General features: G+C 34.8%; 15 protein-coding genes, 1 tRNA gene and 1 pseudogene. 9 read left to right on the top strand and 8 right to left on the bottom strand.

Annotation, left to right across the window (positions count from 1 at the left end; translation table 11 throughout):
- Positions 1-9: 9 nt before the first annotated feature.
- From E0W69_RS17445 to E0W69_RS17410, 8 genes are all read right to left on the bottom strand, one after another.
- Complete coding sequence (locus tag E0W69_RS17445; RefSeq protein WP_131331342.1) at positions 10-369, bottom strand: septal ring lytic transglycosylase RlpA family protein; 360 nt, start codon at positions 367-369, stop codon at positions 10-12.
- Between the two features lie 94 nt (positions 370-463).
- On the bottom strand, positions 464-1555 hold the full coding sequence (gene gcvT / locus E0W69_RS17440) for a glycine cleavage system aminomethyltransferase GcvT (protein ID WP_131331341.1): 1092 nt from the start codon (positions 1553-1555) through the stop codon (positions 464-466).
- A 22-nt stretch (positions 1556-1577) separates the two neighbouring features.
- The gene (cysS, locus tag E0W69_RS17435; protein ID WP_131331340.1) at positions 1578-3086 is read right to left on the bottom strand and encodes a cysteine--tRNA ligase; all 1509 of its coding nucleotides are present in this window, start codon (positions 3084-3086) and stop codon (positions 1578-1580) included.
- A gap of 48 nt (positions 3087-3134) precedes the next feature.
- Positions 3135-4214: an endonuclease/exonuclease/phosphatase family protein gene (locus tag E0W69_RS17430; protein ID WP_131331339.1), complete on the bottom strand. Its 1080-nt coding sequence runs from the start codon at positions 4212-4214 to the stop codon at positions 3135-3137.
- 81 nt (positions 4215-4295) lie between these two features.
- Positions 4296-5402: an endonuclease/exonuclease/phosphatase family protein gene (locus E0W69_RS17425; RefSeq protein ID WP_131331338.1), complete on the bottom strand. Its 1107-nt coding sequence runs from the start codon at positions 5400-5402 to the stop codon at positions 4296-4298.
- Between the two features lie 59 nt (positions 5403-5461).
- Complete coding sequence (locus tag E0W69_RS17420; RefSeq protein WP_131331337.1) at positions 5462-5863, bottom strand: thiol-disulfide oxidoreductase DCC family protein; 402 nt, start codon at positions 5861-5863, stop codon at positions 5462-5464.
- 57 nt (positions 5864-5920) lie between these two features.
- Positions 5921-6730 carry a murein L,D-transpeptidase catalytic domain family protein gene (locus E0W69_RS17415; protein WP_131331336.1) on the bottom strand — a complete coding sequence of 270 codons (810 nt, stop codon included), beginning with the start codon at positions 6728-6730 and terminating at the stop codon, positions 5921-5923.
- Between the two features lie 258 nt (positions 6731-6988).
- A complete protein-coding gene (locus tag E0W69_RS17410; RefSeq protein WP_191967898.1) occupies positions 6989-7978 on the bottom strand; it encodes an NAD-dependent epimerase/dehydratase family protein in 990 nt (329 codons plus the stop codon).
- A 191-nt stretch (positions 7979-8169) separates the two neighbouring features.
- Here E0W69_RS17410 and E0W69_RS17405 point away from each other — a divergent pair, with 191 nt between their 5' ends.
- The 9 genes and pseudogenes from E0W69_RS17405 (at position 8170) to E0W69_RS17365 (ending at position 15325) form a co-directional block, all read left to right on the top strand.
- The gene (locus tag E0W69_RS17405; protein ID WP_131331334.1) at positions 8170-9594 is read left to right on the top strand and encodes a DUF1800 domain-containing protein; all 1425 of its coding nucleotides are present in this window, start codon (positions 8170-8172) and stop codon (positions 9592-9594) included.
- A gap of 18 nt (positions 9595-9612) precedes the next feature.
- Positions 9613-10812, top strand: a complete 1200-nt coding sequence (locus E0W69_RS17400; RefSeq protein ID WP_131331333.1) for a DUF1501 domain-containing protein — start codon at positions 9613-9615, stop codon at positions 10810-10812.
- 57 nt (positions 10813-10869) lie between these two features.
- Positions 10870-11574 (top strand): tRNA (guanosine(46)-N7)-methyltransferase TrmB, encoded by a 705-nt coding sequence (gene trmB / locus E0W69_RS17395; protein ID WP_131331332.1) that lies wholly within the window; start codon positions 10870-10872, stop codon positions 11572-11574.
- A gap of 85 nt (positions 11575-11659) precedes the next feature.
- Positions 11660-12253 carry a riboflavin synthase gene (locus E0W69_RS17390; RefSeq protein WP_131331331.1) on the top strand — a complete coding sequence of 198 codons (594 nt, stop codon included), beginning with the start codon at positions 11660-11662 and terminating at the stop codon, positions 12251-12253.
- Positions 12254-12256: 3 nt separating this feature from the next.
- On the top strand, positions 12257-12751 hold the full coding sequence (locus E0W69_RS17385; RefSeq protein WP_131331330.1) for a metallophosphoesterase family protein: 495 nt from the start codon (positions 12257-12259) through the stop codon (positions 12749-12751).
- A gap of 81 nt (positions 12752-12832) precedes the next feature.
- A tRNA-Asp gene (locus E0W69_RS17380) sits at positions 12833-12906 on the top strand.
- A 487-nt stretch (positions 12907-13393) separates the two neighbouring features.
- Positions 13394-13885: pseudogene (locus E0W69_RS17375) on the top strand (JAB domain-containing protein).
- Between the two features lie 147 nt (positions 13886-14032).
- Positions 14033-14218, top strand: a complete 186-nt coding sequence (locus tag E0W69_RS17370) for a hypothetical protein (RefSeq protein ID WP_131331329.1) — start codon at positions 14033-14035, stop codon at positions 14216-14218.
- A gap of 258 nt (positions 14219-14476) precedes the next feature.
- Positions 14477-15325 carry a PDDEXK nuclease domain-containing protein gene (locus E0W69_RS17365; protein WP_131331328.1) on the top strand — a complete coding sequence of 283 codons (849 nt, stop codon included), beginning with the start codon at positions 14477-14479 and terminating at the stop codon, positions 15323-15325.
- The last annotated feature ends 55 nt before the right edge of the window (positions 15326-15380 follow it).

The raw sequence follows: 15380 nt of genomic DNA, 5'->3' as shown, positions 1-15380 counted from the left end.
AGAAAGGTTTTATTTTTTCTGTATTCTGTATTTTAGTTCTACTGGTGCAACACCTTGATCTAACATACCAATCTTTTTGGCAGCTTTCCAACTAAGATCAATGTCTCTGCCTTTTACAAATGGTCCACGATCATTAATACGAACTTTCACACTTTTACCATTGGAAAGATTAGTCACTTTCACCATTGTGCCAAATGGTAAAGTTTTGCTGGCTGCAGTCTTTTTATGTTTGGAAAAGGTTTCACCATTCGCAGTTTTACGACCTATAAATTTGCCCGCATAATAAGAGGCGTGACCATCTTGTTTGATATACTTACCACAAGAAACTAAAACAAAGGAAAGTACAAGTACGGAAAAATATTTGTTCATTATGATATTCAATAGATTAGCACAAATTTACTCTAAAAATCATAAGCGCCCGAGTTATTCTCGAGCGCTTATGATTCAATTATAAAACTACATTTTATTCAAAAGGGAATTTTACAATTTTTGCTTTTACTTGTTTGTCTCTGATGATTACGGCAATCTCCTCTCCTACAGCTGCATTTTCGGAAATTACATAACCCAAACCAATTGCTTTATTCAAAGAAGGCGCCATCGTTCCACTGGTAACTTTTCCGATGATTTTACCTTCCAAATTAGCTAAAAGATAATCGTGTCTTGGAATACCTCTTTCCAATAATTCAAATCCGATCAATTTTCTAGGAATACCTGTTGCTTTTTGTTTTTCCAAAATATCTTGCGCGGTGAATGGGGTTTCTTTTTTCAATTTGGTAATCCATCCCAAACCAGCTTCCAATGGACTTGTTGTATCGTCAATATCATTGCCATACAAACAATAACCCATTTCCAAACGCAAAGTATCACGTGCACCTAGACCAATTGGTTTCAAACCTTGAGGAGCTCCGATTTCGAATATTTTATCCCAAATCTTGGTAGCATCCTCTCCTTTATTTTCAAAATAAATCTCAATACCGCCTGCTCCAGTATAACCAGTTGCGCTAATAATAACATTTTCTACACCAGCAAAAGTCCCGATAGCAAAAGTGTAATATTTTAAATTTTGCAAATCTACATCTGTCAATGGTTGTAAGATTTTGCAAGCATTCGGACCTTGGATGGCAAGTAAACTTGTTTTGTCACTGATATTTTCCATATCCACATTCTTTGTGTTGTGACTTTTAATCCAGTTCCAATCTTTTTCAATATTGGCAGCATTTACTACCAACATATATTCCGCATCTTCTTTCAAGCAATAAACGATCAAGTCGTCTACCAATCCTCCATTTAAATTAGTCAAGCTGCTGTATTGTGCTTTTCCAACTGTTAATTTGGATGCGTCGTTAGTTGTCACTCTTTGGATTAAATCCAAAGCATATTGACCTTTCAAAATAAATTCGCCCATGTGACTGACGTCAAAAATTCCTACATTGTTGCGTACAGCAGCATGCTCGTCATTGATACCCGTATAACTAATCGGCATGTTGTAACCGGCAAATTCAGCCATTTTTGCACCTAAGGCAATATGTTTGTCTGTAAAAGCTGTTGATTTCATTTTCTATTTGTGCATTATATATTTAGGCGAAAGAATACGTCATATTACCCCCTTTCTCATCTTTGATCATGATGCCGAGTGTCGCTAGTTCATTTCTGATCTTGTCGCTCGTCATATAATCCTTATTGGCTTTGGCTTCTTTTCTCATTTCTATTAAAATCTGAATTGCGCCGTCCAATTTGTCCGAAGAGGTTTCTGTTATCGGTTGTAATCCGAAAATACCTTCTACAAATGCTTTCATTTTTGTTTTTAATAATTGCATTGTCGAAGCGCTGATGGTATTTTCTGATAAATGTCCATCTTTTATACTATTGGAAATGGAAATAATTTCAAACATATTAGCCAAAGCTTTTGCTGTGTTGAAATCATCATTCATAAACTCATCTAGTTCATCCAAAAGCGCGTTTAATTTTTTATCCAAGACCAAATCGCTTGCAATTTCATTCGTATTGTCATTTAATTTTAACAAACTTTCATATCCTTCCCACAATCTTTTCAATCCTTTTTCGGATGCTTGTAGCGCTTCATTACTGAAGTCCAATGTGGAACGATAATGTGTCTGTAATATGAAAAAACGAATCACCATCGGATGATAGGCCTGTTCCAAAATAGGATGATTTCCACTAAATAATTCGGTCAATTTGATGACATTATTATAGCTTTTTCCCATCTTTTTTCCATTGATGGTAATCATGTTATTGTGTAACCAATAGCGTGCAGGTATTTTGTGATTGCTGACAACACTCTGTGCGATTTCGCACTCATGATGTGGAAATTGCAAATCCATACCTCCACCGTGGATATCAAATTCTTCGCCCAAGTATTTGGTACTCATAGCCGAACATTCAATATGCCAGCCCGGAAAACCTTCACCCCAAGGACTCGTCCAACGCATCAAATGCTCTGGCGGCGCATTTTTCCACAAAGCAAAATCGGATTTATTTCTTTTTTCATCCTGATTTGCCAAGTCACGTGTGGAAGCTTCTTGTTCGTCCAAAATTCTTCCACTTAAGATTCCATAAGGCATATCTTTTTTGGAAAAATCTTTATTGTATTTTTCAACATCAAAATAAACGGAACCATTTGTTTCGTATGCATAACCGTCAGCAATAATTTTTTCAATCATATTGATTTGCTCGATGATATGACCTGTTGCTGTTGGTTCGATACTTGGATCCAACGTATTGAATGCTTTCATTCCCCAATGAAAAAGATTGGTATATTTCTGTACCAATTCCATCGGTTCTAATTTTTCCAAAATGGCTTTATTACTGATTTTATCTTCTGCGGCTCTACCCTCTTCTTCGAAATGTCCAGCATCAGTAATATTACGCACATATCTCACTTTGTTGCCTAAATATAAAAGATAACGATACACGATATCAAAAGTGATAAATGGACGCGCATGTCCGAGATGAGACTCTCCACTTACAGTCGGTCCACACACATACATACCCACATGTCCAGGTGTTATCGACTCAAATACTTCTTTTTCACGTGTGAGTGAATTGTAAACTTTTAATTGTGACATATTATTGCGATATCAGTTGTGTAGCACGATCTACACGCTGCGAAGATATTATTTTTTTATACTCAAGTCTGAAACTAACATAATATGATCGCTCAATCCTTCATCGATCATATCAAATTGATTTACAGAGAAATTTTGGTCAGGTAAAATATAATCTATGCGAAGTGTTGGCGCCAGGGAAATATAGGTCCTTCCGATGCCAAAACTTTTTTGTAAAAATGCATCATCGCGATAGCCGCGGATATGCATATATACATAGGAGCCGGGGACATCATTAAAGTCACCGCAGATAATATTTTGATACGGAGATTTATCAGTTTCTTCGCGCACTTTCGCCGCTTGTATTCCTCTACGTGTAAAGGCTGTTTTCATTTTGAAAAAAATTGATTTTCCTCCTGAAATCGGATTTTCCTCTGTGTTTTTTATTTTTTCAAAATTGGAATAGTCGTCATCCTTGAATTTAAAAGATTGAAGATGAACGTTATATATTCTAAAAGTGTCTTTTCCATCTTTGATATCGGCGTACATGAAACTTTCCTTAATATGATTGGGATATTGAAATCTTCCAGAATCTACAATGGGTAATTTGGAAAAAATAATACTTCCCGCTTGATAGAATCCATTACGCTTATTGATGTCTTTGGAAAAATAATGGAAGGGATAATTTTTTTCAAATAAGCCAATATTGTTGGCATTTGGACCTTGCGTTACGGAGTGATTGAACTCTTGCAAACAAATAATATCTGGATCCAAATTCAAAACTGTAGATGCAATTTCTGAACGGCTGTGGTTTTTGATATAATTATCCGAACTCAAACCATTCAAATTGCCGACATTCCAAGTAACAATGCGAATAGAAGAATCCGCTTTTTCTACATTAAAATTTTTAATACTACGGAAGGCAAAAATGGATTTTATTTGATTGATTCCGATAAGGAGCGTAACAATAGGAATAATTGTCAAAATCGGTTTTGCCGCCAACCAAAATATAAAAGATAATAATATAAAAGCGATTAGATAAGGCTGCAATAAACTTAAAAAACCAATCCACCACCAAGATTTAGGATTCAAATAGGGCGAAAGACAACCAACCAGAAAAATTCCGCACGCAATAATGGTCGGAATCAAAAAAAAATCGTTTGGTTAATTTACGTAAAATGGTTTTCGCCATGTGGTAAATTTAAAACCAATTATTGGAAAAAACTGTGACTACTTCCAAATCATGTCTGTTATCAACGGATAATGATCGGAATAAGTTACTTTAATCACTTTGGATTGCAAAACTTTGAAACTGTAATCGGATAAGCAAAGATCTATACGCAAAGTTGGAACGATATTGTAGAAGGTAGCACCGATGCCCCAGCCGCCTTTTTGGAACCCATCTTGTAAATTTTTTCCACGTATAAGATAATAATTATAACTCGTAGGCACAGAGTTCATATCTCCACAATACACTACAGGATATGGACTTGCGTCAATATCATTTCGGATTATTTGTATTTGTTCTTGATGTAATTTTTCGATAGAACGCAGTTGATGCTGCACCATTCGCTTGCGGTCCATGGTTATTTCGTAAATACTTTTATCTTGGTGTACAGTGTCTGCATATAGGTTGAAAGAAGATAGACGACCAACTTTTAATCTAACTGGTTTATGTTGATACATAATATCACCAGAGATATAATTTTGATAATGATAATTTTGATCCAAAATTCTTTTGGTAAATTTATTGAAAAGCGAATCTTTTGTAAATAATCCTACTCCTGAATTGAAATCAATCATTTTACCTTCCCAAAGAGCGCTATCTGAGACTTGATATGATCCTTTATAACCCAAAGAATCCATGACTTTGCAAATATTTTCCCATGCTTTATAGGTTTTTATATGATGTGGACATTCTTCTAAACAAACAACATCGGGATCGTAGGTTCTGATAGTTTGTAAAATTCCTTCAGAATTTTCTTCCTGGGGCAAATCGTGTTTACCAAAAGCCTCTACATTCCATGTAATTACACGTAAGACGCCTTTTTCTTTTTGATCTTGAAAAGATTTTGGATGAAAAGCGAATACATGGGAAAAATTATACAAACCAGGAAGTAAAATGATCAATAAAACTAATGCTACCCATTGATTTCGATACAGATTGACCACAATGAAAAAAAGCATTCCCATAAATAAATATGGAAAGCCCAATCCCAATAAAGCAATGGGAGAAAACTTAGCTGGTGATATACAGAAACTAAAACAAGATAACAAATACACGGCTGCATACGCGTAAGTAAATAGTCCGAAAAATCTTTTGAAAAATTGTATCATATTATAAATGATGACATTAAAACAAATACTTTACCAAGTAAGTAATGAATATTTTAAAATTATTCTAAAAAACGAGAAATGTACCTTTTATTAGGAATCATACACGTAGCTTTTTTTCCAAACCATTTGTATCTATTTTTAGCAATATAATCATATATAAAGTCTCTTATAAACTTTGGAATGAGGATCAATATATAAAGTATCGGCCATATTCCATTTAAATGTTTCATTATTTTTAAAACGGCTGTAGACTGTGTATATAATTGCCCATTTTCTTGATATACAATGCTTTGCATATTGGTCAGGTTTTCGGGTAAATTTTTTCGAGCAAATTCTGATTGAAGCGAGCTATATTTAAAAAATTCTTTTTTGTCTCGTTTCAATAAAAATTGAACAGCTCCGCTACAGAGATTACAAACGCCATCAAAAAAAACAATATTTCTATCAAAAAAAACATCCATTTCTTCAAATTTAAAGAAGAAATGGATGCAATCAATATTTTTGGGAAAAGACTATATTTACAATAAACCTTTACTTTCTTTTCCGTTTTCTTTTTCTGCTAATAAGGTTTTACTATCTCCAGATTCAAATGCGCTATTCAAAATTTTAGAAGTAGCGAGATATTTTGTATCTTCTGTGGCGATAAACATGCAACTGCCACCTTTGATATAGTTGATAATGGCAAATTGTTCACCGTAAGGAACTGCTGGACAACCTAAACTGCGTCCCATCATTGTTCCTTCATCTGCTCTTTCAGAATTTACATAATAACTACCATGTAATACAATACTTCTGCGATAAACATGATCATTGATGCCAGGTTCTACCCCTTTTAGATGAAGACTTCGACCAGCTCTACCAGAATATGGCTCACCAGTAACTAAGAATCCGCAAGAACTTTTATTGCTATTATCACTATTAGAAAAACTGTTGGCATATTCACTACCTGAATTTTTCCCATGAGAAACGTAGGTATTAAATACTAATTCACCTTTTTCAAAGTCAATGACATAAAACCTACGATTGTGGCTACTTTGGCTATAGTCTGCGATAGTTAAGATATTATCTTTATCCAACATCCCACGGCTTTTCAAATATTCAAAACCTTTGAAAGCGTTATAGAAGATGTCTTTCTTTAATCCAAATGCTTGTAAATGCATTTTTTGATATATGGAATCTACTTGTCTATTTGAAGCATTATTACCTAATTTTTGAGGTAACAAAGATTTAAAAGTAGAACCTCCTGGAAGCTCGCTTTTCGCTGATGCATTCTTAAAAGAAACAACGCTAGCTGAAAATACGAGAAGCCCCAATAAATATTTTTTCACTAGTATTTCAAATTTTAAAAAGTAGAATAAAATCTTGAATTATATCGGAAATCGATACACGCAAATGTTAATATCTCACATAGATAAAAACAGATATTCACAAATTTAACGAAAAAATGCTAGAATTAGTTTCAATACTGTGAAATTTTGCTGCCCATTTTTGCATTTTTAATAAAAAAATGCCCTAATTATTACATATTTTAACAAAATGGATAGAAATATTGTGATTTTATTCACATTCACATTTGTGACAAAATGTTAAGCTTTCAATTGATATTTCTGACGAAATTCCCCACAAATTCTTTCTATAGATTGCTCGATAGGTTGGAATTGGAAATCTGGTAATGCTTCCAAGATTTTGTGATTATTATAAGTGATAATAGCTTGCGCAGTATGAGCGGTTTCTTTAGTAAGCATGGCATGTGTACCTGTTAGTTTTGCTTTAATATATGCCAATCGCCAAATGATTGCAGCTTGCCAATTGCTAACTTTTTTATTTGGCCTCGCTACGCCAAATTTATCAGCAATTAAGTCGAACAGTTTTTTGTAACTAATATTGGCGCCATTTAAAATATATCTTTCACCACTTTTTGTATCTGTTTTCATTAAAGAAATCATGACATTGACAACATCGGCGACATCTACAAAACCATGAACGCCTTCTGTGTAATAGGGAAAACCATTGTAGACTTTTTTGAATAATTCTGAAGAGCCTTTATTCCAATCTCCATTTCCCAAAATAATCGTTGGGTTGACAATATGGACTTTCAATCCCTCTGCTTGTCCACGCAAAACTTCAAACTCTGCTGCTCGTTTAGATTTAGCATAAGCATTGTGCCCAGCTTTAGGATCCCATTTTTCATTTTCCAAAATATTTCCATCAACAAGACTACCAATCGCAGCAACCGAACTTACATGAATGAATGTCTTTACATGAGCATCTACTGCGGCGTTCACAACATTAGCTGTGCCGGTGACATTTAATTGATGAATTGTTTTAGCTTTGGAAGGATCAAAAGAAACCAAAGCAGCACAATGAAAAACGATGTCGATATTTTGCATAATATCTTCTAACTCGATTACATCCAAAATATCACATGAGTTCCAAGTTACATTGGGCAAATCAATTGGTTTGGATTGATGAAACAACGCATTTACTCGATATCCCAATTGTGATAATCGACGGATCAATTCACTTCCAACTAATCCAGTCGCTCCGGTAACCAATATGTTTTTATCCTTCAGCAAAATGAAAATTTACATCAAATAAGCAAACTTACTTCCTTTCATGAACATTGAAATAGAATATTGGCAATATTAAATTTACATCAAAATTAAACTTAACATATTTTCTAGATTCATACCAGTAGCTTGGTATGATTTTTAGATAAATTTATAAGTATAATTTCCCTTCATTTTTCATTTTTTAATCTTGGTATATGGCAAATGATAAACTTGCAAACAAGATTTTTTTCCTCAATAGAGCCACATTTGGCTTCACTCCGACGCGATGGGATGAGGTGCAACAATTGGATCAGATGCAATTAGTTAAAAATGCTTTTCAAAATGAGAGTGCCTTTAATAAAATTGGATCACTTTCAGAAAGCGTGGATGCGAAATATTTGAATGATTTTCGTATAGTGAAACCACTAACGCCAGAATTAAGGCGAACAATTAACACCGAAAATGTAGACGAGCTAAAAAAATTGACATTGCAATGGATGCAGTTAATGGTCGATAGCCAAGATCAATTGAGAGAAAAAATAGCCTTATTTTGGCATGGACATTTTGCTTGTCGTATGCAAAATGCTTATTTCCAACAAAATATGCTGAATGATATTCGTCAAAATGCATTGGGAAACTTTAAAGATTTACTTTTTGCCGTAAGTAAAAGTGCAGCGATGCTTAACTTTTTGAATAATCAGCAAAATAAAAAAGCGCATCCCAATGAAAATTTCGCCAGAGAAGTTATGGAATTATTTACACTTGGTAGAGGTAATTATACAGAGATGGATATTAAAGAAGCTGCACGTGCATTCACAGGTTGGGAATATGACAAGGATGGTAATTTCCGATTTAATGCAAAAGTTCACGATAATGGAGCAAAAGCATTTAGAGGTAAGACCGGAAATTTCAATGGGGAAGACATTTTGAATATGTTACTCGCTGACGAAACGACCGCATATTTCATTACAAAAAAATTGTACAAATACATCGTCAATCCAGAAATTGACAATGCTCAAGTGCAAAAATTGGCCAAACAATTTTATGCAAACAATTATGATATCAGCTCTTTATTAACGCAAATTTTTACAAGTCAATGGTTTTATAGTAAAAAAAATAGAGATGCAATCATTAAGTCTCCTGTGGAGTTATTGGTAGGCATTCAAAGAAATCTACCGATGACGATCACTACACCTAATCAATTATTAACATTTAATAATGCATTGGGACAACAACCCTTTTATCCTCCTAATGTGGCAGGTTGGCCAGGCGGTACCAATTGGATAGATGCATCTACGCTTATGCTAAGGCTCAAAATACCACAATTAATAGAACAAGATCGTAATATTCAAATAAATACAAAAACGGATGATGATATTCAGATGGGACGAGCGAAAAAAGTACCACGAAAGGGCAACAATATTGAAGCAAATATCGATCTATCTGCCTACTCGTTTTTGAATAATATAGATTCGGAAGAAAAAGAATTTGAGTTAGTCACTTTATTATTATTAGGAGATAAAAAGTCAAATTTCAAATTGGAAACAATTCAAAGGAAAATTAAGAAAAATTCTAAGGATGATTATCTCAAATCCATGATCGTCGCAATCATGAGTACACCAGAATACCAACTTTGTTAATTACTTAAATGATCCATTATGTTTTTAAAAAGAAGAGATTTTTTACAAATATCGAGTATGGCATCCACCGCACTTTTTTTACCCAAATTTGTTAAAGCAATAGGCAAAAATCATATAGAAAATCTGGAAAATAAATCGGTTGTAATCATTCAACTTTCTGGTGGTAACGATGGACTCAACACGGTTATTCCAATAAAAAATGATATTTACCATAAAAATAGACCCATCATAGGATTTAAAGAAACTGCAGTAAATAAGATTACTGATGAAGTCGCTCTCCATCCAGCTTTAAAGGGGTTTAATGACCTGTATTCTAATGGTGAATTGGCAATTTTAAACAGTGTAGGTTATCCCGATCCTGATAGAAGTCATTTTCGAAGCATGGACATTTGGCAAACGGGCAGTGATAGTCAAACCGTATTACAGACGGGATGGATTGGTCGTTATTTGGATGCCAATCATGCTGAAGGATTAACTCCGACGAAGGCAATTGAGGTGGATGATGTATTGAGTTTAGCATTAAAAGGTTTAGATCAAAAAGGAATTGCTGTGCGTAATCCGGGTCAATTATATAAAAATAGCCAAGATCCTTTTTACAAAAAACTATTGCAATCTCATGAGGAAGAGCATCATCATGCAACTGCAGAATATCTCTATAAAACCATGAATGAAACGCTTAATAGCGCGAATTATATTTTTAAAGAAGCAAACCTTGGAAAAACAAAAAATCCATATCCGAATACACAATTGGGTAACAATTTAAAAACCATTGCATCTCTCCTACTTTCCGATATCGATACGAGAGTCTATTATGTGAGCTTGGGTAGTTTTGATACACACGTCAATCAACAAGATCAGCAAAATCGATTATTTGGACAACTAAATGATGGAGTGAGCGCATTTGTACAAGATTTGAAAAAGAATGACAAATTCAAAGATGTGTTGATATTTACATTTACCGAGTTTGGAAGACGCGTTGGTCAAAATGCTAGTAATGGTACCGATCATGGCACAGCTAATAATATGTTCTTGATTAGCGGTGGATTGAAAAAGAAAGGTTTGATTAATTCGATGCCAGATCTCACTAATTTGGATAATGGAGATTTGAAATATCAGGTTGATTTTAAGGAAGTATACGCAACTATTTTGAATAATTGGCTTGGTGCTGATGACCGGAAGATTTTGGGAACGCAATACAAGTATTTAGATTTTGTATAGATAAAATTACATTCTCATGTGTTGATTAAAGCTTGTAGCGTCTATCTTTGCAACCGTATGGGACAAAAGAAATTACAAAGGTTTGCTGAGATCAAGACTTTTGACAATGTATTGGAATATCCAAAAGACATCAAGGGAAATTGGAAATCATTTTTCAAAAATGAAAATGCCATCACCTTGGAATTAGCTTGTGGAAAAGGCGAATATGCTTTGGGATTGGGTAGGATTTATGCAGATCGCAATTTTATCGGTGTTGATTTAAAAGGAAATAGAATCTGGCGTGGCGCAAAAACTGCGATAGATGAAGGTTTGAATAATGTTGGGTTTCTTCGTTCGCAAATAGATAAAATCAATGATTATTTTGAATTAGGTGAGGTAAAAGAGATTTGGATTACCTTCCCAGATCCTCAATTACGTGGTTCAAAAATCAAAAAACGTCTTACTCATCCAAGATTTTTGAGATTATATCAGCAAATTTTGGCAAAAGATGGAGTCGTTCATTTAAAGACAGATAGTCCACATTTATATGATTTCACCTTAAAAGTGATTGAGTTATTTCAATTGGAATTATTGGAAGCCAATGACAATGTGTACAAAGACTTGCAAGTCCCCGCAGAATTAGCGATCAAAACACATTATGAAAGTTTGGATATAGCCGGAGAAAATAAAGTACACCATATCGTATTCAAAATAAATAAAGATCTGCCTTTAGAAAAAGACGTAGAATTGAAAGTTTTATGTGGTGTAGAATCTGATGATTAACTAATCTATTACATAGAATAGTGGCGGAAATAACTTCAAGTTGTTTCCGCCATTTTTATTTCAATAAAGAGATTTAACTTGCATTATGTTTACAGGAATAATAGAATCCACAGGTGCGGTATTAAGTGTCGAAGTGGAAGGTACAAACAAGCATTTTTGGATAGAATCCTCCAAATTAACTCCAGAATTGTCCATAGATCAAAGTGTCAGCCATCAAGGCGTCTGCCTCACTGTGGATCAACTCAAAGAAACTTCTTATCGTGTCACTGCAATCGAAGAAACCTTGAAAAAAACCAATCTGAATGATTGGAAAACGGGTACTATAGTCAATCTTGAAAGATGTATGCAGATGAATGGAAGATTGGATGGTCACATCGTTCAAGGACACGTCGACACAACGGCAGTCTGTACTAATAAATCAGAAAAAAATGGAAGCGTGGAATTTACGTTTCGTTTTCCTTTAGAATTTGCTTCTTTAGTAATTGAAAAAGGTTCAATTTCTGTTAATGGTACGAGTTTGACTTTGTTTAATGTAGGCACAGATACTTTTACCGTTGCCATCATTCCTTACACGTATGACTATACGAGTATTTCTCAAGTAGAGATTGGAACGCATGTAAATATTGAATTTGATATTTTGGGTAAATATATCCAACGTAACCTCGCTTTAAATAAATAGTCTGTGACGAAAATTGGATTATTGTCTGATACGCATGGTTATCTACCAGAGCAAGTTTTCGAGCATTTTAAGGATTGCGATGAGATATGGCATGCCGGCGATTTTGGCGGAAATAATGTGGCGGAAAAATTAGCAGCTTTCAAGCCTTTGCGTGGAGTCTATGGTAATATTGACGGAAAAGATATTCGACAAGAATTTCCAGAAATCAATATTTTTGAAATAGAAAATCTGAAAGTTTGCATGAAACACATTGGTGGTTATCCGGGTAAATATGCACCTGGAGTGAAAGCAATGTTGCAAGTCACAAAACCTGGATTGTTTATCAGTGGACATTCGCATATATTAAAAGTAGTGTACGATCAGGCTTTGCAATGTATGCATTTCAATCCTGGAGCTGCAGGCAAACAAGGCTGGCATCAAGTACAAACTTTGATGAAATTTGTCATTGACGGAGATAAGTTGAAAGATTGTAAAGTCATAGAATTAGGAAAAAAATAAAAATAGTTCTTACTTTTTTTGGTTAAATTATTTTTCACCATATATTTGCAGCCCACAATATAGTGCTAGTCACTAGTATTTGGATCGGTAGTTCAGTTGGTTAGAATGCCGCCCTGTCACGGCGGAGGTCGCGGGTTCGAGTCCCGTCCGGTCCGCAGAATTAAATGTAATCCCTTGAAAATCAAGGGATTTTTTATTTTGGTCTATCAGTTGGTCTATCAACTTCAAAATCACTTTTACAATTTTACAGAACTTAGCACCTTCTTACATGAGCTGGTATCGTAAAGTTATGCATTTATATCGATCTATAAATATGTTGGAAAAAGGAAAATTCTGCAAAATTTAGGAATTAATAGCAAAAGTTGCGATATAAAAACACCTCGCCTAAGACTTTAATGATTGTCGCCAAATTTGTAAATTCATTGTAGGTGAATCGTTGTATCCGAAACATCATTTCGTTATCTGTTCCTTATTCGTTTGGATTGTAAAGCTTTTGTCCTGTTTTTAGTTTCACTAAGCTGCCAGTTCCCCTTGGAAAACCGGCAGCTTTCGACGGCATATGCTCACTGCGTTCCGCTATTCCACGTTCTGCCATTTTTCTGGTGAACAGGCTTTTGTAGCTGTTACACAAAACAGTACATCATGAAAGCTTACAACACAATCCCAACTAACGAAAATGAACCGCCACATTGGTCTGCATTACAAGAAGTACAACTATCTTATCGTAACAAAATTAAAGCGTCGCAAAGACCTAAAATCAATATGGCAGAAGATGCACTTGCGCTTTTTAGAACTGTCTGGAACGAAGATGAAATGGAACTGGTGGAATCCTTTAAGATGCTTTTGATGAACAATGCCAACAGGGTATTGGGAGTGTATCACGGTTCAACAGGAGGCACTACCGGAACTATTGTAGATATTCGTATTTTACTTACAGTTGCCTTAAAAAGTAACGCATGTAAAATAATAGCTGCTCACTAACATCCAAGTGGAAACCTTACACCAAGTCCGGCTGATCTGAAGATTACAGAAAGATTGAAAGACGCTGCCAAGCTGATGGATATAATACTGTTGGATCATTTAATTCTAACAACAGAAAGTTATTATTCATTTGCCAACGAAGGACTCCTGTGAGTCTTTCGTTGGCAAATGACCTATCTATATTTTTTACATTTAATCTGCTTGTAAACTTACTAAAGAGGCAGTCTAGCTGCCGGATTGCTCCATTAAGCGTCGAAATTGATTAAATATGTTATCGTCAAATGAAATAAAGCGGATTTCATGATATTCCCGTTCTCTGGTTTTCTGTTTGGACATCCATTGTTCCAGACTCCATTTGGTGATGTGGTATTTTCCACAGAAAGGACAATGATAAGTTCTTTTCATTGCCGGCTTTCCCATGTGGTGTTTACGGCGGCGGCCATTTATCTTGTACCTTACACGTCTTTTAATGGAGAAGATAAATAGCCAAGCCTCCTCTTTTGTCTCAAACAGGCTTTTGCCTGTTGCTTCGCATTTTATCCTCATGATAACCTCCCTCTTTTCGTCAATGATTACATATTGTTATGTTTTGCATTAAAATTACGAAAAAAAAAGAGAGTTCTCAATACTATCTGCCCTTTTCTGGAATGACCATTTTTTAATAATTGATGTAAAAACTGCCTAAACTTTTTCAGGTTTGTTTCGCATAACCCCTTGCCAATATAAATCGTTATTTTTGTGGATATGAGCGAAGGCAAAGAACTTGCGAAAATAGACAAAGACTTAATTGAAAATATCAAGTCAATAGTTTCGTTTTCACGTTCCAACTTGTTCAATATGCGTAAGTTTTATATGGAATATCCAGAAGTCCAGACACTGTCTGGATACTTAACGTGGTCATTTATCAGTGAACTCCTGATAATTGAAGACAAAGCTAAACGCAGCTTTTATGAAAAGGAAGCGGTCAACTCAAACTGGTCGTTTAGGGAAATGAAAAGACAAATAGATAGTTCTCTTTATGAAAGGCTTTTACTCTCGCAAGGGAAGAGTAACAAAGAAAAGGTTTTGGAATTGGCGAAAAATGGGCAAGAGATATCGAATGCCGAAGATATTTTAAAGAACCCTTACGTTTTTGAGTTTCTCGGCATTCCTGAGCATAGACCGATTTTAGAAAAGGAGTTGGAAGCCAAGCTTATACGACACATTGAGCATTTTTTACTGGAGTTGGGTCGAGGATTTATGTTCGTTGGTTCACAACAGAGAGTTACGATTAATAATACGCATTATTATGTTGATATGGTTTTCTACAATAAGATATTGAGGTCATATATCCTGATAGAGCTTAAAACAACCAAACTCAACATTGCAGACGGTGGGCAGCTGAATACCTACTTGAATTATTACAAAACAGAAGTGAATGATGAAAATGACAATCCTCCTATCGGAATCATTCTTTGTGCAGAAAAAGATGAAATTACAGCTGAATATATTTTGGGGGGATTTGAAAATAATGTCTATGCTTCCAAATATGTTACCATCCTTCCTGATAAAGAAAAGCTGATTGAAGAAGTTGAAAACATAATAAAAAAATAAAGCCAGTGTTAATATTGGGAACACGCAAAGACCTTGCTCCAGTGTTGATTGGAGC

It is taken from the genome of Rhizosphaericola mali, assembly GCF_004337365.2.
Taxonomy (GTDB): Bacteria; Bacteroidota; Bacteroidia; order Chitinophagales; family Chitinophagaceae; genus Rhizosphaericola; species Rhizosphaericola mali.
The sequence above is the reverse complement of the archived record's forward strand: the minus strand, read 5'-3'. Positions and strand labels throughout refer to the sequence as shown.

Coding starts and splice junctions, on each gene's coding strand:
- E0W69_RS17445 (WP_131331342.1), bottom strand. CDS start 369: ATGAACAAATATTTTTCCGTACTTGTACTTTCCTTTGTTTTAGTTTCT.
- gcvT (WP_131331341.1), bottom strand. CDS start 1,555: ATGAAATCAACAGCTTTTACAGACAAACATATTGCCTTAGGTGCAAAA.
- cysS (WP_131331340.1), bottom strand. CDS start 3,086: ATGTCACAATTAAAAGTTTACAATTCACTCACACGTGAAAAAGAAGTA.
- E0W69_RS17425 (WP_131331338.1), bottom strand. CDS start 5,402: ATGATACAATTTTTCAAAAGATTTTTCGGACTATTTACTTACGCGTAT.
- E0W69_RS17420 (WP_131331337.1), bottom strand. CDS start 5,863: ATGGATGTTTTTTTTGATAGAAATATTGTTTTTTTTGATGGCGTTTGT.
- E0W69_RS17405 (WP_131331334.1), top strand. CDS start 8,170: ATGGCAAATGATAAACTTGCAAACAAGATTTTTTTCCTCAATAGAGCC.
- E0W69_RS17400 (WP_131331333.1), top strand. CDS start 9,613: ATGTTTTTAAAAAGAAGAGATTTTTTACAAATATCGAGTATGGCATCC.
- trmB (WP_131331332.1), top strand. CDS start 10,870: ATGGGACAAAAGAAATTACAAAGGTTTGCTGAGATCAAGACTTTTGAC.
- E0W69_RS17390 (WP_131331331.1), top strand. CDS start 11,660: ATGTTTACAGGAATAATAGAATCCACAGGTGCGGTATTAAGTGTCGAA.
- E0W69_RS17370 (WP_131331329.1), top strand. CDS start 14,033: ATGATATTCCCGTTCTCTGGTTTTCTGTTTGGACATCCATTGTTCCAG.
- E0W69_RS17365 (WP_131331328.1), top strand. CDS start 14,477: ATGAGCGAAGGCAAAGAACTTGCGAAAATAGACAAAGACTTAATTGAA.